The sequence below is a fragment of the Clostridioides sp. GD02367 genome (assembly GCF_045900275.1).
Taxonomy (GTDB): Bacteria; Bacillota; Clostridia; order Peptostreptococcales; family Peptostreptococcaceae; genus Clostridioides; species Clostridioides difficile_A.
The window spans coordinates 62,275-85,207 of sequence record NZ_JBJODK010000010.1; the positions used below are offsets into that span (position 1 = coordinate 62,275).

The window sequence follows — 22,933 nt, forward strand, 5'->3', positions numbered from 1 at the left end:
ATTTTTGATTTTATTCTATAATATAATCTTTCTATAAATAACTAGTAAAATCTATTCTTTTATTGTATTTTGTTATATAATATTATAAATATGTATTCATAATATTGATAAAGTAATAGATGTGAATGAAAGATTAAAATAGATATTGAGAAGATGTATATTTATTCATATTTCTAGTAAAAAGTTAATGACATTTTAAAATAATTACAATAATAAATCACCTATTTCTAGATACTATGTAATGTTTTTTATAGATATATTTTAATCAAGTCTTATGTTGGAGTGTTTCTTTAATGGGACCTATTGACATTAAAAAATAATATTAAGACAAATTTAAAAAATTTGAGCTTGAATTTAAGGAACTTATTTTATTTTTCAAAAATGAAGTAAGCTTTTTTATTTTATTACAATGAGCACATATTGATTTATGTAAAAAGTAAATTTAAAAGATAAAAAGAGGTGATTTGTATGTGTAATGAAAATCATAAAAAAAACCACCAGCTTGCTTCAGAAGAATTTTATAAAGAAGTAGGAAAAAAATTAAAGAAAATTAAAACTACTAAACAGGCATTAACACTAATTACATTAGATTTTGATAATTTTAATTATATAAATGACTTCTTTGGGTATAAGGCTGGAGATTCAACACTAGAAAAGATAAGTGAACATTTTAATACACATCTTCAAGGAGATGATATTTTCTGTAAAGTTCATGCGGACCATTTTTTATTCTGTTTGCATACAGACAATCAAGTAATTGCATCACAAATGTTTTTACAACTTACAGACTTAAAGAAGGCATTGGAAAATATTCTTCCACCACATTATAATTTAGTTGCAAGTGCAGGAATTATTGTGGTTAGAGATGATGCCATAACACTTTCTGCATTACTTGATAAAGCAAACTATGCTCGTAAAAAATCTAAGGGAAATACCTTGAATACATTTAGCTTTTATGATGATAAAATGAGTCAGGAAGTTGAATGGAAAAAACAAATTACATTTATGATGGACTTTGCATTGAAAAATCATGAGTTTGAAATGTATTTACAACCAAAATTGTTAATTAAAACGGGTGAAGTTGTTGGAGCAGAGGCACTTGTACGTTGGAATAGTCCTGAATTAGGTATGATTTATCCAGATAAGTTTATTTCAATCATGGAGCAAAACGGATTTATTAGACAACTTGACTTTTTTATGTTGGAGGAGGCCTGCCATTTCCTAAAATGTAGCAAAGAAAAGGGAATACCACAGCTTCCTATCTCAGTTAATTTCTCTAAAGCACATTTACAAACAGATAAATTAGTTGAAAAAATTTTTCAAACTGTAAATCGAATAGGTGTATCTACTCATATGATTGAAATTGAGTTTACTGAAAATTTATTTTCAGACAATATTAATAAATTAATTGAAATTGTTTCTGAACTTAAAATGCTTGGCTTTAAAGTATCTCTAGATGATTTTGGAAGTGCTTATTCTTCTCTTAATTATTTAAAAGATATTCCAATTGATATTGTCAAGATTGATAAAGCATTTTTAAATGCATCCACTAATACAGATAAGGGAAAGATTATTATTGCTAAAGTTATAGAACTGATTAAATCTCTACATATCTTATCAGTTATGGAAGGCGTAGAAAATGATGAACAAGTAAAATTTCTTCAAAAGCTAAACTGTGATTTAGGGCAAGGATATTTTTATGCTAAGCCAATGCCTGCTAGTAACTATATCGATTTTGTTAATAGTGGCTCTGTTATTGAAGATATACAGAAACATATTAGTGGAAAGACCGAAGAAAAACAGGATAAATCTCATATTTATGTAATTCCACAAGAATTTCAAATGGATAACTGGGAACTTTATACACTCGGTAAAAATATTGACATGGGTCTAATGAAAGGTTATCTCGATGGAGAAGCAACAGTTCAGTATGTCAATGACCGTGCATTAGAATATCTTGGTTACACTAGACAAGAATTTAGAGAAGTATTTAATAACAGTATGGTTGCATTTACACATCCAGATGATGCGCATATTGTTCAGAAGAATGCAGAGGAACTTATATCTAGTGGAAAGCCATTGAAATTTCAAACTCGTGCTATTCGTAAAGATGGAAAGATTATTGTGTTACAAGGGCGTTCTTCATGTATTATTGATAATCAAGGAAGACCTGTTGGTTTATATGCATTTCAAGATGTTACAGATGAATTGGATAAAACTGTACAATTAAAGCAATCTCTAGAAAATAAAATAAAAGAATTGGAAGAATCTATAGCATCTGAACAAGAAACCAAAGAAGCACTTCTTATTAGTGAAGAGAAATATCGTATTATTATAGAACAAAGTGATGATATTATGTTTGAATGGGATTTTAAATCAGATACAATTATATTTTCTGGAAGGTATGAAACCTTATTTGGATATTCGCCTTTTACAAGGCATATTACTGCTAATAGGGAAGTACGTAATAAGATTCATCCAGATGATTTAGAAGTTTTTGAAGAATGGATTGTAAATACATATAAAAAACCAGGATATTCAGTATCTAGTTATCGAATTAAGGATATTAAGGGGAATTACTTATGGATGAATTGTCGTTCAACTGCTATTTCTGATAGTAAAGGAAATATAATTAGAGCTGTAGGTGTATTTTCTAATATTAATGCACAAAAACAACAATTAGATGACTTAATTATAAAATCACAGTTAGACCCATTAACGAAATTATTAAATAAAGCTGAATTTAAAAATAGAATTGACCAATTTCTAAAATCATCCAATAATAAATTAGGTGCTTTCTTTATTATAGATATTGATAATTTTAAAGGATTGAATGACACTCTTGGTCATCAGTTGGGTGATAATATATTAATAGATGTAGCAAATAAAATAAGTGGTGTTTTTCCTGAAACAGATATGATTGGAAGAATAGGTGGTGACGAGATTGCAGTATATTTTCCTTATACAGATAGTAATATAATTAGAAGTAAAGCAGAGCATTTATCTCAATCACTTAGATTATCTTATTATGGTGCTGTAAGTAAGTATGAAATTTCAGGAAGTGTCGGGATATCTTTCTATCCTGAACATGGTGATACTTTTAATATGCTTTATCGCTCTGCTGATATTGCTCTTTATAATTCCAAAAACAATGGAAAAGATAGATATACTTTATATGACAACAATATTACCAATTCTCTTTTGGATAATAGCAATCAAGTAGAATATACAACTAATTTTTTAAATACATATTTTCAAAATGATATAACTTTTCGTGTTTTTGAAATGCTTTACGAAACAAAAAATGTATCTAAAAGTATTCAAAATATATTAAATTTATTAGGTGAAAGATATAATATGGATAGAGTATACATTTTTGAAATTGATGAAAAAAAACAACAGACTAGTAATACATATGAATGGTGTGCTCCAGGGGTTTCATCTGAAATTGATTCTTTACAAAATATTCCTTTAGTAGAGATTACTTCATATATAAGTCAATACAGTAATGAAGGTATTTTTTGTTGTAAAGACATTGAAAATACAACACCTGAGATTCGCAATATTTGTGCTCCACAGGGGATAAAATCTCTTCTTCATTGTGCCATATATAATGAAGGAGTTATGACTGGTTTTATTGGTTTTGACGTATGTAGAGAGAATTATAGTTGGACAGGAGAGGAGATTGCTATTATCGGATACATTTCTCGGATTCTTTCCGTATTTTTAATTAAGAACACTACAACAACAAAATTACGAACTAGCTACAAGAATTATGAAGAAATGGTAGAAAACCTAAATGGACATGTTTATGTTATTGACCCTAATACCTATGAAGTACTTTATGTAAATCGTGCAATTCAAGAATTAGGGCTTAGTACTGGAGAATCTTGTTATAAAATGGCGTTTGGTTCAGAGGAACCTTGCAAAAATTGTCCTATAAATAACTTTAATGATGAAATTCATTATGCATCAGAAGAAATTTATTCTGAGGTATTAGATAGATGGGTAAATTCAGCAGCTTCAAAAATGAAATGGGAGGGTGAGAAAGACGCAGTTCTAGTTTGCTGTACTGATATTTCAAAATATAAACATAAGGCTACAATATAGACTACTAAAATTTAGTGATTCTGGTATTCTTAGTTAATGAAAAGAAAATATATTATGTTTAGCAATAAAATCAGAAAATTAGTGCTAGTTATTTTGTTTACTAGACAATCGACTACAAAAGGGAAATTAGATAAGATATTAGTTGATAGAAAATAACATGAACAAATTTATAAGCAATAGATTAAAATAGATTGACAATAATTAAAAATAAATCCCTATAATACTTTTAATAGTGATGTAGGGATTTTTAGATTATATTTTGTTTTTTAATCCATAGATTCCTTGAGAAATAAATGTACTGATAGTTTTTGCAGTTTTTTCTGGTGTTTTTGAATTGTTTATAACATATTCCATGGAAAGCATTTCTAGACAACTATCTACAATTCCTCCTACGATAAAAGCATCTAAAATATTTACGGTTTCTTTATCTTCTATTGTATGATTGCTTTCTTGAATCCCTTTTTTTAATATCTCTTTATACTTATAAAAAAAAGAAGCATTTTTACCATTACAAGATAAGTTTCTAATTGTATCAGCATGTTCTTGAAAAAATATAACTACCTTCAAAATCTGGGGATATGGGTTTTCAACAATATCATAGATATCATATTCTTTCATTGTACACAGGCATTTATTTAATAATTCTTCTTCTACTTGCTCCTGTACATCATAAATATCCTTAAAATGTGCATAGAATGTACCTCTACTTATATCAGCTAATTCTAAAATCTTGTTTACAGTAATTTTACTTACATCATTATGCATACTTAGTTTAATAAATGCTTGTTTTATTGATTCTCTTGATTTTCTTATATCTCTTCTTTCTTTTTTCATATTTTAACCATCTCCAATAGTCCTTAATAATTTTTTGCTATATGTATAAATTTATACAAATTTAATTTAATTTGTATATAATTATACAAAATATTTAGAATTTATACGTTGTGTATAATATTATATAATAGTATACTCTATTTAAAATAAAAATCAAGGATTTAGAAAGGTAGGACATATATGAATAGTGTAAAAAAAGAAATAGAGAATATTGTATCTTCTTCTAAAAGAATCGGAAATGCATATCGTGATACTGGTATTGAAGTTGGAAAAGCTTATGCAAAAGCAGGTAAAAAAACTGCAAGATTATTCAAAGAATTATATGATAGTAAAGAAACATTTGAGGTACAAACAAAAGAAAAGTAATTTATAGAAATATATTAGTTATTGAGTGAGAAAGTATTACTTTTTATTGTTATGAATGCAATGAAACTATATTACATAGATTCTATATCAAATTAGGTAACTAAATAAATATTTTGAATTTATGATAAAAACCTACAAAAAAGAAGCTATCACATAGCAATTTAAAATTGTTTGTGTGATGGCTTCTTTTATTGTTATAATAAGATTTTTGTAGAAACTATCTTTAAAGGATAGTCCCTTAAATTTATTTTTAAATTAAAATATTCATATATTAGTGTGTACTGCTTTTTTTATTATCTTTCTTATCTGAGCAAGAATTAGAACTTGGACATCCAGAACAACCAGAGCATCCACTACAGCCATCTCCATTCTTTGTAGACTTGAATTTATTAAATAAAATCACAAATGCAAGAACTATAATTATTCCACCTATCAAAGCTTCCATTATTGAATTACCCATAAATAATACTCCACCAATACTTTTAACTATAAATGCCATTACCCATGCTAATATAAACTGATATGCAAATGATGCAAACATCATTTTATTGCCGTATTCTTTTTTCATAGTTGCAAGTGCAGCTATACATGGAGTATATAAAGCAGTAAATATCAAGAAAGTATATGCAGTAACTCCATTAAATATTGTTGGCAATACAACAGTTAGATTACCATATAGTATGTTTAAAGAGTTTACCACGATTTCTTTTGCGCCAAGGCCACTTAAAATAGCAACTGAAGTTCTCCAATCATCAAAACCAAGAGGCTTGAATATAGGGGCTATAATATGACCTAAGGTAGCTAAAAAGCTTACATTTATATCTTCTGTATATCCAAAAACATTAAATGAAGAAAGTCCCCAAATTACAACTGACATTGCAAACATAACAGTAACAACTCTTATTAAGAAACCTTTTGATTTATTCCATGTATTTTTAATAAGTGCATCTATAGTAGGTATTCTATATTCTGGCAATTCTAATATAAATGGTTCAGACTCTGTTTTAAATGCTGTTTTATTTAAGAATAGTGCAATTACTATTGCCATAACTATACCAACTAAGTATAGTGATGTAGTTACTAAGGCAGCATTATGTGGGAAGAATATAGCTACAAATAGTGCATATATAGGCAGTTTTGCTCCACAAGTCATAAGTGGTGCAATAAGAGCTGTGACTCTTCTATCTTTTTCACTTTCCAATGTTCTAGTTGCCATTATAGCTGGAGAAGAACATCCCATACCCATAACAATAGGTATAAAAGCTTTACCAGATAGGCCAACTTTTCTCATAACTTTATCCATTAAAAATGCTGTTCTTGACATATATCCACTATCTTCAAACAATGATATACCAAAAAATAATGTGAATATTAAAGGGAAGAATGGTAAAGTCCCACCAACACCTCCAATTATACCATTAACTATAAGTGATTTAAACCAAGGGCTAGAGTTAGATAACATATCACTAGCAGGTGTAGAGATATAAGTTTCTATAAGACCAGCAAAGCCCTCTTGTAATGGTCCTCCAACCCAATCAAAGGTAAATTTAAATAAGAGGAACAATACACCAATAAATATTGGATAGGCTAATATAGGATTTAAAACTATATTGTCTATTTTATCACTGATAGATTTTTTTTCTGTATATGTAGTTTTTGTACATCTTGATAAAATGGATTCTAATTTTTTGTATGTTTCCGTTTCACTTCCAAAGTTTGTTTGATATATAAAAGATTTTTGAGTAGCTTCTTTAATTTCTTCTTCTATTTTTTCAACACCATTTTTCTTCTTTGCAATAATTGGAACAACAATTACTCCAAGTTCTTCACCTAATTTTTTAGCATCTATATTAATACCTTTAGATTCTGCTATATCTAACATATTAAGAAGTATGACTATAGGTTTGTTAAATTGCATAAGTTGAGTCGTTAAGTAGAGATTTCTCGATAAGTTAGATGCATCAACTACATTCACTATTACATCAACATCCTCATTTTCTAAATATGATTTAGAAACCTTTTCTTCATTTGAGAAAGTATCCATTGCATATATACCTGGTAAATCTACAACCTTTATTTCTTTCCCAATAAATCCTTCTTTTTTTTCTATAGTAACACCAGGCCAGTTACCTACATATTGATTTGAACCTGTAAGTAGGTTGAAAACAGTAGTTTTACCAACGTTTGGGTTTCCTAATAATGCTACATTAATCACAGGTAGCTCCTCCTCTATTATTGTAAAGAAATATTTTTAGCATCAGATTTTCTAATAGCAAGGTCAAAGCCTCTAAATCTGATTATAATTGGGTCTCCAAATGGAGCAACCTTTTTAACTTCTATTTCAGTACTATTTATACATCCAAGTGCAAGTAATCTTTTAGATAATTTAATATCTCCATCTATACTATTAATAAGTCCTTTTTCTCCTATTTTTAAATCGTAAACAGTCATTATTAGCACCTCCTAATGAAATTCATTATCATTAAAATTGTAACAAGTATGATACAAAAAGTCAAGAATTATAGAGGCAATTGAACACTGAGACCCCTAATATTTATTCTAAATAAATTGAAAAATATTTTAATCTAAATTAGGTGTTTTTATATCTTTTGTATTATAATGTAAGATGATAGATAAAATTTGGAGGAATTAACTTAATGAAAACTAGAAAAATGACATTTTTAGGTCTTATGATAGGGTATAGTTTAGCTTTATATGTATTAGAGACATATATACCAAATCCTCTTATAGTTATATTTCCAGGGGCAAAATTGGGTTTGAGCAATATTATAACTTTAATTTCATTAATGTTGTTAGGTGTCAAAGATACTGTTATAATTGTTACTATCAGGGTAATTTTGTCATCAATATTCGCAGGTCCTTTGTCCTATCTTCTATTTAGTATAGGAGGAGCTTATCTAAGTCTTTTATTTATGTATTTAGCAAGTAAAATAAAAGGTCTATCATTGATAGGGATAAGTATCATAGGTGCAATAGGACATAATATAGGTCAATTAATAGTTGCAAGTTTAATCATAGAAAATATACTTGCTATAGGATACTTACCATTTATGTTAATGGCATCATTAGTAACGGGTATGTTTGTAGGCTTAGTGTCTAGGTATACAGTACCCAAGCTGGAGCATTTTTATAGTAAGTTTTATTGACATAATATTGACAAAATATAATATTGTTTGATAAAATGTATATAAAAATATACAAATTTGTAATAGTGGTGATTATTATGGCGAACAGTGAATTAGAAGCGTTAAAAAATGAGATTGAAGCAGTTAGAGAAGAGATAAATACATACATAGAATATCCAGAAATATTTCAAGAAGAGTTAGTAGAATCAAGTAAGAAAATAGATATATTAATAAATAAATACATGTACTTAAGCAAATAGCCCACAGTTGTGGGTTTTTTTGTATCAAAAATTAACAGATAGCCATATTTTACATATATTAATAATAATATTAAGATATAAAATAGTATTTCTGGTGTGTAAATTATCTGTAGGACATAATTATGATTAAGTCAGGAGGGGTTTATATTATGGTTGATATAGGAAGTAAGGAAATAGCAATAAGATTATTTTTAGCCCTAATAATTGGAGGAATAATAGGTTTAGAGAGAGAAAAAATAAGGCAATTTGCAGGATTTAGGACACATATATTAATAGCAATAGGTTCTTGTATTGTTTCAATAACTTCAATTCAGTTGTTTTCTGATTATAATTTATATACAAATGCTGACCCAGCAAGAATGCCTGCTCAGGTATTATCTGGAATTGGTTTTTTAGGAGCAGGAGCAATTTTAAAAAATAAAGGTGGAGTAAAGGGGCTTACTACAGCTGCTGGGATGTGGGCAACTGCATGTATCGGAATAGCAGTAGGTTATGGTTATTATGAATTATCAATTTTAGGTGGGCTATTTGTAATGATAGCATTATTTGTACTTAGGATAATAAATACTTTTCTATTCAGTCAAGAAAAAAATGTTTTGATATTAAAATTAAGTAATTTGGATTCAATACCTTTTTTATATGATAAATTTGAAAAAAGTCAACTTATTGTAAGAAACATGGAAATAGAATGTCGTAATGAAGAATACTGGAAGGTTAATTTTTTTGTATCTTATGGCAAGAGAATACACTTACATGATGTTATGAAAGAAATAAATATGATAGAAGGAGTAATAAATGTAGATTATTTGGACTAAAATATATACAATATATTTTGTAAAGAGAATAAAATATAAATCAAATCAAAATAGAGGTGTATTATATGGAAACTGATAGAAGTAAAATAGAAGAAAAGTATAAGTGGAAGATAGATAAGATGTATTCTAGTAAAGAAGATATCGAAAAAGATATAAGCAAAGTAAAAAGTCTTATTCAAGAAGTAAAAGAATATAAAGGGAAAGTTTCTGAGAGTAAAGAGAATTTATATAAAGTATTAAATATTTCTGAAAATGCATCTAGAATTGTTCAAAATCTATATGTATATACTCATATGAAACAACATGAAGACACTAGAATTAATGACAATCAAGGTAGAGCTACTAAGACAGAGATGTTATCGACTGATTTGGGAGTAGCTACTTCTTATATAGTTCCAGAAATACTGGCTATAGAAGAGAATAAATTGAATGAATATTTAAAGGATGAGAAGTTATCTTTTTATACAAAGTATATCAAGGATATATTAAGAGATAAACCTCACACTTTGAGTGAGAAAGAAGAAGAAATACTTGCAGCTACATCAGAATTATCGACGGTTCCAGAAAATATATATGATATGTTAACATATGCAGATATGGAATTTCCTGAGATTGAAGATGAAAAAGGCAATAAAGTTAAGCTTTCTCATTCTAATTACTCTTTATTTATAAAAAGTAAAAATGGTAGAGTTAGAAAAGACGCTTTTGAAGGTGTATTTTCAACTTATGGAAAATATAAAAATACATTTGCATCAACACTTTATGGTGGTGTAAAGTCAGAAATATTTTATGCAAAAACTAGAAAATATAATTCGGCAATAGAAGCTTCTTTATTTTCAGATGATGTAAGTTTGGCTGTCTATAATAATCTTATATCAGCTATAGATGAAAGTCTCCCTACTTTGAATAAATATGTTGAACTTAAAAAGAAATTTTTAGGTCTAAATGAAATACACATGTATGATTTATATGTTCCTTTGACAGATAAGTTTGACATGGATATACCATATGATAAAGCACAAGATATCATATTAGAGGCACTTAAGCCTTTGGGAGAAGAGTACTTGAAAGTTATAAAAAGTGCATTTGAAGAAGGTTGGATTGATGTATATGATAATGAAGGTAAAAAAGGAGGAGCTTATTCTTGGGGAAGTTATGATTCGCATCCTTATATATTAATGAGTTATAAAAATGACCTTAATTCTCTATTTACTTTAATTCATGAGTTAGGGCATTCTGTTCATAGTCATTATTCAAGAACAAGTCAGCCATTTTTATATTCGGACTATAAAATATTCGTTGCAGAAGTTGCATCTACTTTAAATGAATTACTTCTTATAAATTATTTATTAGAAAATTCTAAGTCTAAAGATGAAACTATATATCTATTAAATTATTATTTAGAACAATTTAGGACTACAGTTCATAGACAAACTATGTTTGCTGAATTTGAGAAAATTGTACATGGAAGGGTAGAGAGTGGAGAGCCACTTACTGCTGATGAATTTACTGACATATACTATAAATTAAATGAAAAGTATTATGGAAAATCTGCAATAGTAGATAAACAAATAGGAATAGAGTGGGCTAGAATCCCTCATTTTTATTCAAACTTCTATGTATATAAGTATGCTACAGGATTTTCGGCTGCAAGTGCTTTAAGCCAACAGATACTTTCAGAAGGTAGTACTGCTGTAGATAGATATATAAACTTTTTAAAAAGTGGAGGGTCAGAGTATCCTTTAGAACAATTAAAATCTGCTGGTGTAGACATGACAAAAAAAGAGTCTATAGAGGAAGCCTTGAATGTATTTGATGGTTTAGTTAATAAACTAGAAAAAGAGTTATAGAATATAATAAATCAATCAAAGATAACTTAAAAAAATTAAACTAATTTAGAATATACCCTATGAAATTAAATTTTTACATGCATTTAACAATATTTACACTTACTTAACCTCGCTCTAATATTCACTTAACAAAAAATATGTATTATTAAAATATAGAAAATATGAAAACAAAAAAATTAAAATATAAGCGGGGGTAAGTGAAATGTTTAAAAAGAAAATAGGAGTTCTTTTAGCTAGTACAATGTTAGTTGGAGTTTTAGCAGTAGGATGTGGCTCTGGTTCAGGAGGTTCAGGAGACTCAAATAAGGTTTCCGTTTCAGGTTCAACTTCAATAGGTCCTCTTATGGAAACTATAGGAGAAAAGTTTCAAGAAAAAAATGAAGGTGTTAGTGTAGAAGTACAACAGATTGGTTCTTCTGGAGGTATAAAAAATGCTATGGAAGGAACATCTGAGATAGGGATGAGTTCAAGAGATTTAAAAGATGAAGAAAAAAGTGCTGGATTAAAGGAAACTAAGATAGCAATAGATGGAATAGCATTAATAACTAATACTGCTAACCCAGTAAAAAATCTAACAATGGATGATGTTAAAGGTATTTATACAGGAAAGATAACTAACTGGAAAGATGTAGGAGGAAATGATGCACCAATAGTAATTGTATCAAGAGAAGAAGGTTCAGGAACTAGAGATGGATTCCAAGAAATTGTAGGATTCAAGTCAGAAGAATTAACTAAAGATGCACAAATAAGTGATGGTTCAGGAAATATAAAAACTACAGTTGAAGGAAATGAAAATGCTATAGGATATATATCATTTGGATATGTTGATGAAAAAGTGAATAGTTTAAAAGTAAATGATGTTGAAGCAACTGATGCCAATGTAATAGCTAATAAATATCCAATATCAAGACCATTTATACTAGTTAATAAAGAAGATAACTTATCAGAAAAAGGCAAAGCTTTAATAGATTATATATTAAGTGATGAAGGACAAGCTCTTGTTTCAGAAAAAGGATTTATTAAAGTTAATCAATAAGATGAATATTTAATATAAAATAGATATAGTACCCTGCAAGATAAGCACCTAAAAATGTTGCTTATTTGCAGGGTATTGTCTATTATTGGTGGTATAAATATAAACATTTTAATTACATAATAGATATTTTAGTACATTATCTCTGAAGAATATTGGAATATTGACAAAATAATATTACAATGTTAGAATAAAAAGGAAATTTATTAAAATGTATTAAAATTTTTTAACAAAAATATTTTAGAAACTGAGAAGTATACCTTATTATTGGGCATCTAGAGGTATATGGAGTTAGTGGTGCAACCGGCTATGAATATAATCTTATATTGCATAGCCTTTTTTTGTTTTAAATTTAACAAAAATATTTAAAAATCTAAAAGCTATTGCATTAGTAGTTAGATTTAATTTGATACGTGGAAATTTGGCTTTTAAAGTAGCCATTTGTTGGAAAAGGGGAATTTTTAAAAAAGTATAATGCAATTATAATAAAAAAATAAAGTCTTTATAAATATTAAGACATGAAATATAAACATTTTGTAACAATACATTTACCAAAATAATCCAATTTATTTTATATTATAACTATATAAACCATATAAATCAATACTCAAACTGGCTTATTGACAAGTTTCTAGAGAAATAATAAATTTATAATATAAAATTGCTTTAAGCTCCATTTTCCAACAATCGGAGACTTTGATTAGTATTTAATAATGAATCTTAATATTTAATACAATATTCAAGAATTATTCAAAAATACTTAAGTTTTATAGTCTAGTTTGTAAAGATATTATAAAATAATAATACCAGTTATATAAAAAATAAAACATCATAATTTGTAATAATTAAAATCTGAGACTATGATTGAAATATTTTTGAATGGAGTGGTGTAATGTATAACTTACTAGTTGTAGATGATGATGTTGATATTTTAAATATAAATCAAATTTATTTTTCAAATATAGGTTTTAATGTATATACATCTAAGACAGCTAAAAGTGCTATGAAGATAGTAGAAAGTGTGGTTTTAGATTGTATAATTCTAGATATTTCATTGCCAGACTTAGATGGATATAAAGTATGCAATGCTATAAAAGAAAAGGTTAACATACCTATAATATTTTTATCTAATTATGAACATGAGGAAGAAAGAGTTCAGGGATTTTTAGCTGGAGGGGATGATTATATAACAAAGCCATATAGCTTAAAAGAACTTGAACTTAGAATATATGCGCGTATGAGGCAATATAAAAATATTACATCAGTTCCTAATGTGTTAAAGTTTTCATCTTTAGTAATAAATGTGAATTCAAGAAAAGTAACTTTTGACGAAAAAAGTATCGACTTAACCACCATGGAGTTTGAAATACTGCTGTTTCTAGCTGAAAATAAAGAACAAGTATTCTCAAAAATAGAAATATATAATCAAGTTTGGAAAATGCCTGATATTGGAGAACAACATACAGTACAGGTTCATATTGCACAGATGAGGAAAAAAATTAATTCTTTAAGCAGAGAACATCAATACATTCAAACCGTATGGGGAAAAGGATATAAGTTTGTACCGTAAGTGAGATGCTGTAATCAATAAATAGTTCTTGTTTTATTTAGTACTACTATGAAAGAGATGTGGTTGATGCAATGAAAAAGTATAACATACTAAAAGGAACTCTCATTGTATTGATAGTCTCTCTGTTGGCAATAACAGGATTAAATCTTCTGTATAAATATGATAACAAATATACATATAAGTCTATTAGAGCAAGTAATGGAATCTTAACTATAAATAATGATACTTTTACTAAAAATAAACTTGTTTTCCTAATAGATGACTGGGAGTTTTATAATCATAAAATATTTAAACCGAATGATTTTATAAAGCAACATATAGAACCAGAATACATTTTTATAGGTCAATATCCAGATTTTTCTATGAGAAAAGAGAATCAGTCACCATATGGCAATGCAACTTATCGTATGAAGATAAAAAATGAAGGTAAGGATAAGGTGTTGAGTCTAGAGATTCCTGAAATTTTTTGTGCAAGTGAAGTATGGATAAATGGAGAAATAGTTTCTAAACTGGGAGAGGTAGGAACAGAAAAATATAGACCAAAAATTAAAAATTCAGTAGTGAGTTTTGTAGCAAAGAAAGATACAGAAATTATAATCAATGTTTCTAATTTCTCACATTATTATAGTGGTATGTATTATCCACCTGCATTAGGAGAAACAAAAGATATAAGTAATATGATATTTTATAGATTACTTTTTTATAGTATAATTTGTTTCACAACTTTTGCAATAGCTGTATTTTCACTAGCTGTTTGGTTTTTATCAAAAAAAAGCAAACTCTACTTTTATTTTGGATGTATGTGTATTTTCTTTGCAATACATGTCTCATATCCTTTTGTACATTTACTGGGACTTCCCTTAGTAAACTTTACATATGCAGTTGAAGATGCATCATATTTTATAGCAGTCTTATGTATTATTTGTATAAATGGGAGTATATCAAAAATAGAAGAAAATAAAGGATATAGATTTTTAATTTTGCCATTAGGAATTACAATGTGTATCATATCTATTGTGATACCAGTTGTTCTTCTCCCATATGATATATATTTTGTTGACATGTATGGAAAATTAATAGATATATATAAATATATTGTATTTATTTATATCTTTGTGTCTTCACTAGTTTCAATCTACAAAAGGACATGCTCTAAACATATAAGTTCTTATATTTTAGTTTCAGTGAACATTGTGTTTGGTATTAGCATATTATTTGATGCAGTAACGAGTAATAGGTTTGAGCCTATATTTACTGGATGGCAAACAGAATACTGTGGATTTATAATTGTAATTTTATTTTCTATTATGATGATACATAGGAACAGGATGATAATAAAGGAAAATGAAAAACTCACAAAGAATCTTGAACATGAAGTTGAAGTAAGAACTAGTGAACTTACAACACTATTAAATGAACGTAAAAAGTTTTTGGCTGATGTAGCTCATGATTTAAAGGCACCTGTTTCAGCTATACAGGCATTTATAGATTTAATAAAGGTTGGTAATATTCATGTAGATGAAGAGACAAAATCTTATCTATATGCCATAAATCAAAAATCAAATGAGGTACAGAATAGAGTACGTAGTCTACAAGAATTTACATCACAAGATAAAGAAATTGGTCTTAGTGAGAAGATATGTCTAAATGATTTCATCAAAGAGATATATGAAAATAACTTACCAGACACACAAGCATGTGGTGTAAATTTTGAATTGAGTATATTAGATAAAAAAATATATGCAAAGATAAATAAAGAAAGATTGGCTAGAGCATTTGAAAATTTAATTTATAATGCTTTAAGCTTTACTTCATATGATGGGAAGATAAGTTTGTCAATGAATAAAGAAGATGGATTTGCAGTTATTAAGGTTTCTGATAATGGGAAAGGAATACCACCAGAAAATATACCAAAGATATTTGAACGATTCTTTACAGCAAGAGATACTGACATTTCAACAGGTCAAGGGTTAGGGTTATATATTGTAAAGTCCATTATAAAAGAACATAATGGAGAAGTTTTTGTAGATTCGCAGTTAGGAAAAGGAACTGTTTTTACAATAAAATTAAGTCTATGTTTTTCATAATAATGGGTTATTTAATATAAAAGAATAATGATATTTAGGAGTGATTATAATGCAAACTAAGATATTAATAATAGATGGAGACAAGAATAATTGCCAGGAATTGAAAAACTTTTTAGAAGGAAAAGGGATAACTATAGATTTAGCATATAGCTGTGAAGAAGCTATTGGAAAAATATTTAGCAATAGATATGATTTAATATTTTTAGAGATAATCCTAACTGATGGTGATGGATGGACTCTTTGTAAGAAAATAAGAAATGTAACTACTTGTCCAATTGTTTATATGACTTATATAAATGAAGACCAAAGCATTTTAAATGCCTTAAATTCTGGCGGAGATGATTACTTAATTAAACCTCTAAATCTGGAAATTTTATATGCAAAAGTAAAAGCAATTTTAAGAAGAGTAAATTCATATGTTAATAGCAATGAAAGTAATTCGAAATTAGAGGAATATAATAGAACTAGTGGAGTAATAAAATTAGAAGACAAAATAATAAAATTAACTCCAACAGAAAATAAATTATTAAATTATTTTATAGAGAATCCCGAAAAGACATTAACTACTAAAGAGATATATGAACATGTGTGGTTAAATGAATATTTAGAAGATAATTATAGTGTAGTAGTTGCAGTGAACGGATTGAGAAAGAAAATAGAAAAAGATTATAAAAATCCTCAAAAAATTATAACAATAAGAGGAGCAGGATACTATTTTAATAAGGAATAATATGAATGTATAGGTTATAAAGGACTAAATTTAATTAATAAATATCAGTAGCAGATATAAGTAATGAGTTACATGGAAAATGTATTATTACTTATATCTGCTATTTTAATATAATCAAATAACATCATAATGTAAACTAAATGTCAAAAATAGTTCTAAAAGTAAAATCGATGTTAAAAAAGTGAATATAATTTTACACTTGTTTAACTTAATCCTAATATAGATTTAACTTAAAAAAAGTAGAATAAAAGTATAGAAAATTTAATTGATACGAATTATAAAAATTTAAATTTTGAATACAGAATTAAAATCGATAAGTATATTTTAATGGGAGGATATTATGATAGTAAAATCTAGGTTAGTAGGTTTAGAAAAAAATGACAATAATGGCAACAAGACAAAATATATAGTTGAAAAAGTAGCAAAAAATATTTTTCTACTTAGTGCTTTGGTAGCAGTTGCAAGTTTACTTTTGATAATAGGATTTGTATTTTATAAAGGTCTAAGACCATTTATATTTGAGGGATACTCATTTATAGATTTTTTAACTGGTGCAGATTGGGTTCCTTCTGCTAATAAATTTGGAATATCATCTATGATAGTAGCTTCAATATTTGCAACACTTGGAGCACTTGTGATAGGAGTACCAGTAGGAATATTAACATCTATATTTATAGCAGAAGTAGCACCTAAGAGATTAGCAAAAATAATGTCACCAGCAGTTGAACTTCTAGCAGGTATACCTTCAGTATTATATGGTGTATTTGGTCTTGCGGTGATAGTTCCAATGATACAAAACATATTCAATCTTCCAAAAGGTCAAAGTTTATTAGCAATAGTAATAGTATTAGCAGTAATGATGTTACCAACAATAATATCTGTATCAGAAACAGCTATAAGAGCAGTACCAAAAGCATATAAAGAAGGTTCATTAGCACTTGGTGCATCAAAAATAGAAACAATATTTAAAGTTGTATTACCAGCTGCAAAATCTGGAGTATTAGCTGCAGTGGTATTAGGAGTAGGAAGAGCTTTAGGAGAAACAATGGCAGTAATACTTGTTGCAGGGAACTCACCAGTTATGCCAACTTCAATAACAGATAGTGTAAGACCACTTACAACTAATATAGCACTTGAAATGGGATATGCGTTTGGTACACATCAAGAAATGCTATTTGCAACTGGAGTAGTATTGTTCACATTTATATTAATCTTAAACTTAGTTTTAAATAAACTTTCAAATAAGGCGGTAAATTAGGATGAGAAAGTTCAGAGAAAATACATTAAAGTTATTAGTATACCTATCAGCACTATTTACAATAGTATCGTTAGTAGTCATAGTAGGATTTATATTTATAAAGGGAATTGGAAATATGAATTTTAATTTCTTATTTAGCAATTATTCAGCATCAGGTGATGGTGGTATACTTCCAATGATAATTACAACATTATACACAGTAGTAGTTTCTATAGTTGTAGCAACTCCTATAGGAATCTTAGCTGCTATATATTTGCAAGAGTATGCAAAAAAAGGAAAAGCAGTTACAGCAATAAGATTTGCAACTGAAAGTTTATCAGGAATACCATCTATAGTGTATGGATTATTTGGAGGAATTTTCTTTGTTGTTACATTAAAAATGGGATACTCAATAGTTGCAGGTTCTCTTACAGTAGCAATAATAATTTTACCAGTAATAATTCGTACAACAGAAGAAGCTTTAAAGACAGTTCCTCAAGCATATAGAGAATCATCATTAGCATTAGGGGCTACTAAATTTCAGACTTTATACAAGGTAGTACTTCCAAGTGCGATACCAGGAATCTTATCAGGAGTAATCTTGTCGGTTGGTCGTATAATTGGGGAATCAGCTGCAATCTTACTTACAGCAGGTACTGTAGCTAAGATGCCAGGTGGAATATTTGATAGTGCAAGAACACTAACTGTACACTCATACTTGCTAACTAAAGAGAGTGGAGATATAGCAACAGCAGCTAGTATAGGAATTGTTTTGATAGTAATTGTATTAGCACTAAACATGCTAGCAAGATTTGTCGCTAAGAAATTAAATAAGGCTAATTATTAAATTTAAGAGGTGTGAATAATGGAATTAATCGATAAGATAAAAATGAGTGTAAAAGATTTGGATTTATTTTATGGTGACAAGCAAGCATTAAATAAAATAAATATGGATATAAAAGAAAATAAAGTTACTGCTTTAATAGGACCATCTGGATGTGGAAAATCAACTTTTATAAGAACATTAAACAGAATGAATGACCTAATAGAAGATGTAACGATTAAAGGAAACATCTTTGTGGATGGAGAAGACATATATACTTCAGATGATGTAATAAATCTTCGTACTAAAGTAGGGATGGTATTTCAAAAACCAAATCCATTTCCTATGAGTATATATGATAATGTTGCATATGGTCCTCGTACACAGGGACTAAGAGATAAGAAACAATTAGATAAGATTGTAGAAGAGAGTTTGAAAGGGGCAGCTATTTGGGATGAGGTTAAAGATAGACTTAAATCATCTGCATTAGGACTGTCTGGTGGACAACAACAACGTATATGTATAGCAAGAGCAATTGCTATGAGACCAGAAGTTATTCTAATGGATGAACCTACATCTGCCTTAGACCCAATTTCAACATTAAAAGTTGAGGAACTTATAGAAGACTTAAAAAAAGACTACACAATAGTCATAGTTACTCATAATATGCAGCAAGCTGCTCGTATATCAGATGAAACAGCTTTTTTCTTAAATGGAGAGGTTATAGAATTTAGTGATACAAAAACTATGTTTACCACTCCTGTAGATAAAAGAACAGAAGACTATATAACAGGTAGATTTGGTTAAAATATATAACTATAAAGGAGTTAGACAATGGTCAATAATAGCTTAGATATAAGTATTGATACTTTAAAGGAACAAACAGTACTTATGATGGAAAAATGTGAAGAAGCAATAGAAAAGTCTGTGACTTGTATGATAGAGAAGGATTTAGAGGGTGCAAGAAAAGTAGTAGAAAATGATGAAGAGATAAATAAATTGAGAGAAGAGATAAGAGATAAAAGTATAGAACTAATAGTATTAAAGCAACCAATGGCAAGAGACTTAAGATTTATCTATTCATTAGGAAATATATCAATAGAGTTAGAAAGAATAGGAGATTATGCAGCCAACATAGCTAGAGAAATGTTGAAAATAGGTGGAGAAGCTTATATAAAAGAGCTGATAGATATTCCTAAGATGGCAAAAGAGTGTAAGGATATGATGTCTCAGACTAGAGAAGCTTTAATCTTATTTGATGCAAGTATAGCTTATGATGTAGGAACTAAAGATGATATTGTAGATGGTTTGTATGAACAAGTACAAATTGATTGTCTAAAAATAATGCATGAAAATACGAATACTATAGACCAAGGAGTAAAACTTTTACTTATAGGAAGATACCTTGAACGAATTGGAGACCACATAACAAATGTATGTGAAAAGATAATTTTTGCAATTGAAGGTAAAATGGTAGAGATAGGATAAAAAAACTGCTTTAAAGCAGTTTTTTTATTGTCTAAATTAAGAAGTAATTGATAAAAAAATATGATTAATGGGTAAATTTAAAAAATTGTGATATACTAGGAACATATTAAATATGAGGATGCGTATTTTATATAAGGTGCTTTTTAGGAGGTGGAACTTTGAAACTTCAAAAGATGGGTATGAGAACCATAAAGACAGGAATTAGTGTAACTTTATGTATGCTTCTTGGTGACTATTTAGTTGAGAATATGTTTTATTCTTTGGTAGCATGTATAATTTCTGTTCAAGATACAGTAAAAGGTTCTTTAAAAACAGGAATCAATAGAGTGGAAGGTACTATTTTAGGTGGTATAATAGGATTCATATTTGCCATCACTAAAGCTGGAGACCCATTTTTATGTGGTCTAGGAGTAATGTGCTCAATATATTTATGTAATCTGTTTAAAATAAAGTCAGTAGTAGTTGCTTGTGTAACCTTTCTGGCTATACATTTAGGTGTAGGTAATAATGACCCTGTATATTATTCTTTACATAGAGTATTAGATACATCTGTAGGTGTTTTATTTGGGGTACTTGTTAATTATTATGTTGCTAGACCAAATTATCTAAATAGTGTTATAGATGAATTTAAAAAGATAGAAGAACTTTCAATGTTACTTATTGAAGATAAAATACTCAGAAAAAATAATTTAGATGTAGAGAGATTTGAAGAAGAAGTAGAAAAATTAGAAGAAATATACTCAAAACTTATTGATGAGTTGGATTATAGTTTGAGTGAAACTAATATAGAAAAAATTGAGAATGCCTTAAGGATATGTAGAGAGATACATTTTCACATGCAGTCTATAGAGTTACTAGAAAATAAACTTTATTTGAAGGAGCATACATATAAATACCTTAAGAAAATATATAATGTAGATGAATTAGACTGGAATATAGATGAAGAAAAAAGTCCTGTATTCAACTATCATTTAATGAAAATAATGCTTGAAATAGAGATGTTAAAGAAATTAAATAAATTATATCAATAATAGTAAGTAAATAATAAATAAAAAATAGTATCTTTGTAAATATTAAACATATAGAAGTTTAATTTACGGAGGTACTATTTTTTATGGATACTAGAAATGATAATTCTAAAATATTAGAAATATATAAGATGAAGCTTTTTGGAGAACTTGTAAAGGCAGTTTGGAATGATGATACAGAGGATATTGAAAACTTACCTGAAAAAATATTAAATGAAAACTTAAATGAAAATTTAAAAACTAATTTTGGTGAAAAATTTGATAAAGATACTATGGTAAATTTAATTAGGGTGACTATGGGATTAGATGTAACAGGAGACACAGACAAAAATTTAAAAGATACACTACATGAAGCTGTAAATTTAGATGAAGTCAAAAGACCAATAATATCTATAATATCAGATGCTTGTAAATATTGTGATGAAAATAATAAGGAAGATAAGTCATGTAAAATAAGAAGCAAGCATATTAATTGTAATGAGGAAGATGTATGTAGTGCTTGTGGTGATTGTGTATCAAGATGTAAGTTGGGTGCAATATCAGATAAGATAGAATTTATACCAATGATAAAATTGTTAAAAGACATAAAGAGTCCCGTATATGCAATAGTAGCACCAGCTTTTGTAGGTCAGTTTGGAAAAGATGTAAGCCCTGGTAAATTAAGAACTGCATTAAAAAAGATAGGCTTTGAAGATATGATAGAAGTTGCTTTGGCGGCGGATATGCTTACTGCAAAAGAAGCATATGACTATTACGAACATATGAAAAAAGATGAAGAAGGATGCTTTATAACTAGTTGTTGCTGTCCTATTTGGGTCAGTTTGATACAGAATAGTTTTCCTCAAATATTGGAGAATGTATCGCCATCTGTTTCTCCTATGATTGCTTGTGGTAGAGCTGTAAAAATTTTGAATCCAGATGCTAAAGTTGTATTCATAGGTCCTTGCATGGCGAAAAAGAAAGAAGCAATGTTAGAAGATATAAAGGATGCAGTTGATTTTGTGCTTACATTTAAAGAGTTACAAGAAATATTTGATGCATTAGAGTTAAATCCAGCGATAATGGATGAAAGTAATAGAGTAGAGGCATCCCTTTCAGGTAGAGTTTATGCTAGAACAGGAGGTGTAAGTAAAGCGGTTAAATTATCAGTTAGAAGAATTGACAAAAACATAAAATTTGAAGAAAAAGCATTTGAAGGAACAAAAGAATGTATGGACGGTTTAAAGAAAGTTTTAAATAATGAGATAGAAGCTACATTTATAGAAGGAATGGGGTGTGTAGGAGGCTGTGTGGGAGGTCCTAAGCGTATTCTAAGTGTAGAAGAAGGAACTAAAAATGTCGATGAATATAGTGAAAGTACAAATATGGAAACTCCGTTTGACAATTTAAATGTATTACAATTTTTAACTTCTTTGGGAATCAAAAGAGTAGACTCTTTAGGAGAAAAGGAAGAAGAAAAAGTTAAAAAAATATTTAGTAGAGATATAAAAAGCAATAAGAAAGAGAATAAGTATAAAAAATAATTTTTTTACTCTTAAACTTATGCTTTTATAAAA

At 28.2% G+C, this 22,933-nt stretch carries 19 protein-coding genes and 1 riboswitch; of the genes, 16 read left to right on the forward strand and 3 right to left on the reverse strand.

The window, feature by feature from the left end; genetic code table 11:
• Positions 1-468 precede the first annotated feature (468 nt).
• Entirely contained in the window at positions 469-4,110 is a 3,642-nt protein-coding gene (locus tag Q3223_RS13710) for an EAL domain-containing protein (RefSeq protein WP_284182425.1), read from the forward strand.
• A 252-nt stretch (positions 4,111-4,362) separates the two neighbouring features.
• Here the strand turns inward: Q3223_RS13710 and Q3223_RS13715 are convergent, their stop codons facing one another.
• On the reverse strand, positions 4,363-4,944 hold the full coding sequence (locus tag Q3223_RS13715; RefSeq protein ID WP_054277645.1) for a TetR/AcrR family transcriptional regulator: 582 nt from the start codon (positions 4,942-4,944) through the stop codon (positions 4,363-4,365).
• A 180-nt stretch (positions 4,945-5,124) separates the two neighbouring features.
• Here Q3223_RS13715 and Q3223_RS13720 point away from each other — a divergent pair, with 180 nt between their 5' ends.
• A complete protein-coding gene (locus tag Q3223_RS13720; protein WP_074179289.1) occupies positions 5,125-5,310 on the forward strand; it encodes a hypothetical protein in 186 nt (61 codons plus the stop codon).
• Between the two features lie 271 nt (positions 5,311-5,581).
• Here Q3223_RS13720 and feoB read toward each other — a convergent pair whose 3' ends face one another.
• Together feoB and Q3223_RS13730 are read right to left on the reverse strand one after the other, a co-directional pair.
• A complete protein-coding gene (gene feoB, locus Q3223_RS13725; RefSeq protein ID WP_284182424.1) occupies positions 5,582-7,525 on the reverse strand; it encodes a ferrous iron transport protein B in 1,944 nt (647 codons plus the stop codon).
• A gap of 17 nt (positions 7,526-7,542) precedes the next feature.
• Positions 7,543-7,761: a ferrous iron transport protein A gene (locus Q3223_RS13730; protein ID WP_021386230.1), complete on the reverse strand. Its 219-nt coding sequence runs from the start codon at positions 7,759-7,761 to the stop codon at positions 7,543-7,545.
• Positions 7,762-7,967: 206 nt separating this feature from the next.
• Here Q3223_RS13730 and Q3223_RS13735 point away from each other — a divergent pair, with 206 nt between their 5' ends.
• The 14 genes from Q3223_RS13735 (at position 7,968) to Q3223_RS13800 (ending at position 22,900) form a co-directional block, all read left to right on the forward strand.
• Positions 7,968-8,477 (forward strand): Gx transporter family protein, encoded by a 510-nt coding sequence (locus Q3223_RS13735; RefSeq protein WP_054271718.1) that lies wholly within the window; start codon positions 7,968-7,970, stop codon positions 8,475-8,477.
• Between the two features lie 77 nt (positions 8,478-8,554).
• Positions 8,555-8,716: an aspartyl-phosphate phosphatase Spo0E family protein gene (locus tag Q3223_RS13740; protein WP_161803447.1), complete on the forward strand. Its 162-nt coding sequence runs from the start codon at positions 8,555-8,557 to the stop codon at positions 8,714-8,716.
• A gap of 149 nt (positions 8,717-8,865) precedes the next feature.
• Entirely contained in the window at positions 8,866-9,531 is a 666-nt protein-coding gene (locus Q3223_RS13745) for an MgtC/SapB family protein (RefSeq protein ID WP_054271717.1), read from the forward strand.
• A 65-nt stretch (positions 9,532-9,596) separates the two neighbouring features.
• The gene (gene pepF, locus Q3223_RS13750) at positions 9,597-11,381 is read left to right on the forward strand and encodes an oligoendopeptidase F (RefSeq protein ID WP_284182423.1); all 1,785 of its coding nucleotides are present in this window, start codon (positions 9,597-9,599) and stop codon (positions 11,379-11,381) included.
• A 202-nt stretch (positions 11,382-11,583) separates the two neighbouring features.
• Positions 11,584-12,417, forward strand: a complete 834-nt coding sequence (locus tag Q3223_RS13755) for a phosphate ABC transporter substrate-binding protein (RefSeq protein ID WP_054271715.1) — start codon at positions 11,584-11,586, stop codon at positions 12,415-12,417.
• A gap of 231 nt (positions 12,418-12,648) precedes the next feature.
• Positions 12,649-12,732, forward strand: a riboswitch (cyclic di-GMP riboswitch).
• 574 nt (positions 12,733-13,306) lie between these two features.
• Complete coding sequence (locus tag Q3223_RS13760; protein ID WP_054271713.1) at positions 13,307-13,984, forward strand: response regulator transcription factor; 678 nt, start codon at positions 13,307-13,309, stop codon at positions 13,982-13,984.
• 71 nt (positions 13,985-14,055) lie between these two features.
• Complete coding sequence (locus Q3223_RS13765) at positions 14,056-16,071, forward strand: sensor histidine kinase (RefSeq protein WP_219673676.1); 2,016 nt, start codon at positions 14,056-14,058, stop codon at positions 16,069-16,071.
• Positions 16,072-16,120: 49 nt separating this feature from the next.
• Positions 16,121-16,801 (forward strand): response regulator transcription factor, encoded by a 681-nt coding sequence (locus Q3223_RS13770; RefSeq protein WP_021386210.1) that lies wholly within the window; start codon positions 16,121-16,123, stop codon positions 16,799-16,801.
• Between the two features lie 340 nt (positions 16,802-17,141).
• Positions 17,142-18,059, forward strand: coding sequence for a phosphate ABC transporter permease subunit PstC (gene pstC, locus Q3223_RS13775; protein ID WP_054271711.1), 918 nt, complete (start codon positions 17,142-17,144; stop codon positions 18,057-18,059).
• A 1-nt stretch (position 18,060) separates the two neighbouring features.
• The gene (gene pstA / locus Q3223_RS13780; protein WP_054271710.1) at positions 18,061-18,885 is read left to right on the forward strand and encodes a phosphate ABC transporter permease PstA; all 825 of its coding nucleotides are present in this window, start codon (positions 18,061-18,063) and stop codon (positions 18,883-18,885) included.
• A gap of 18 nt (positions 18,886-18,903) precedes the next feature.
• Entirely contained in the window at positions 18,904-19,668 is a 765-nt protein-coding gene (gene pstB, locus Q3223_RS13785; RefSeq protein ID WP_054271709.1) for a phosphate ABC transporter ATP-binding protein PstB, read from the forward strand.
• 27 nt (positions 19,669-19,695) lie between these two features.
• Positions 19,696-20,349: a phosphate signaling complex protein PhoU gene (phoU, locus tag Q3223_RS13790; RefSeq protein WP_054271708.1), complete on the forward strand. Its 654-nt coding sequence runs from the start codon at positions 19,696-19,698 to the stop codon at positions 20,347-20,349.
• Between the two features lie 158 nt (positions 20,350-20,507).
• Positions 20,508-21,380: an aromatic acid exporter family protein gene (locus Q3223_RS13795; protein ID WP_054271707.1), complete on the forward strand. Its 873-nt coding sequence runs from the start codon at positions 20,508-20,510 to the stop codon at positions 21,378-21,380.
• Positions 21,381-21,463: 83 nt separating this feature from the next.
• Positions 21,464-22,900, forward strand: a complete 1,437-nt coding sequence (locus Q3223_RS13800; RefSeq protein WP_054271706.1) for a [Fe-Fe] hydrogenase large subunit C-terminal domain-containing protein — start codon at positions 21,464-21,466, stop codon at positions 22,898-22,900.
• The last annotated feature ends 33 nt before the right edge of the window (positions 22,901-22,933 follow it).

What these genes read in the sequence shown, in the direction of transcription:
- pstC (WP_054271711.1), top strand. Translation starts at nt 17,142, where the DNA reads ATGATAGTAAAATCTAGGTTAGTAGGTTTAGAAAAAAATGACAATAAT.
- Q3223_RS13730 (WP_021386230.1), bottom strand. Translation starts at nt 7,761, where the DNA reads ATGACTGTTTACGATTTAAAAATAGGAGAAAAAGGACTTATTAATAGT.
- phoU (WP_054271708.1), top strand. Translation starts at nt 19,696, where the DNA reads ATGGTCAATAATAGCTTAGATATAAGTATTGATACTTTAAAGGAACAA.
- Q3223_RS13735 (WP_054271718.1), top strand. Translation starts at nt 7,968, where the DNA reads ATGAAAACTAGAAAAATGACATTTTTAGGTCTTATGATAGGGTATAGT.
- Q3223_RS13760 (WP_054271713.1), top strand. Translation starts at nt 13,307, where the DNA reads ATGTATAACTTACTAGTTGTAGATGATGATGTTGATATTTTAAATATA.
- pepF (WP_284182423.1), top strand. Translation starts at nt 9,597, where the DNA reads ATGGAAACTGATAGAAGTAAAATAGAAGAAAAGTATAAGTGGAAGATA.
- pstB (WP_054271709.1), top strand. Translation starts at nt 18,904, where the DNA reads ATGGAATTAATCGATAAGATAAAAATGAGTGTAAAAGATTTGGATTTA.
- Q3223_RS13745 (WP_054271717.1), top strand. Translation starts at nt 8,866, where the DNA reads ATGGTTGATATAGGAAGTAAGGAAATAGCAATAAGATTATTTTTAGCC.
- Q3223_RS13765 (WP_219673676.1), top strand. Translation starts at nt 14,056, where the DNA reads ATGAAAAAGTATAACATACTAAAAGGAACTCTCATTGTATTGATAGTC.
- Q3223_RS13720 (WP_074179289.1), top strand. Translation starts at nt 5,125, where the DNA reads ATGAATAGTGTAAAAAAAGAAATAGAGAATATTGTATCTTCTTCTAAA.
- Q3223_RS13740 (WP_161803447.1), top strand. Translation starts at nt 8,555, where the DNA reads ATGGCGAACAGTGAATTAGAAGCGTTAAAAAATGAGATTGAAGCAGTT.
- Q3223_RS13800 (WP_054271706.1), top strand. Translation starts at nt 21,464, where the DNA reads ATGGATACTAGAAATGATAATTCTAAAATATTAGAAATATATAAGATG.
- Q3223_RS13755 (WP_054271715.1), top strand. Translation starts at nt 11,584, where the DNA reads ATGTTTAAAAAGAAAATAGGAGTTCTTTTAGCTAGTACAATGTTAGTT.
- Q3223_RS13770 (WP_021386210.1), top strand. Translation starts at nt 16,121, where the DNA reads ATGCAAACTAAGATATTAATAATAGATGGAGACAAGAATAATTGCCAG.
- Q3223_RS13715 (WP_054277645.1), bottom strand. Translation starts at nt 4,944, where the DNA reads ATGAAAAAAGAAAGAAGAGATATAAGAAAATCAAGAGAATCAATAAAA.
- pstA (WP_054271710.1), top strand. Translation starts at nt 18,061, where the DNA reads ATGAGAAAGTTCAGAGAAAATACATTAAAGTTATTAGTATACCTATCA.
- Q3223_RS13710 (WP_284182425.1), top strand. Translation starts at nt 469, where the DNA reads ATGTGTAATGAAAATCATAAAAAAAACCACCAGCTTGCTTCAGAAGAA.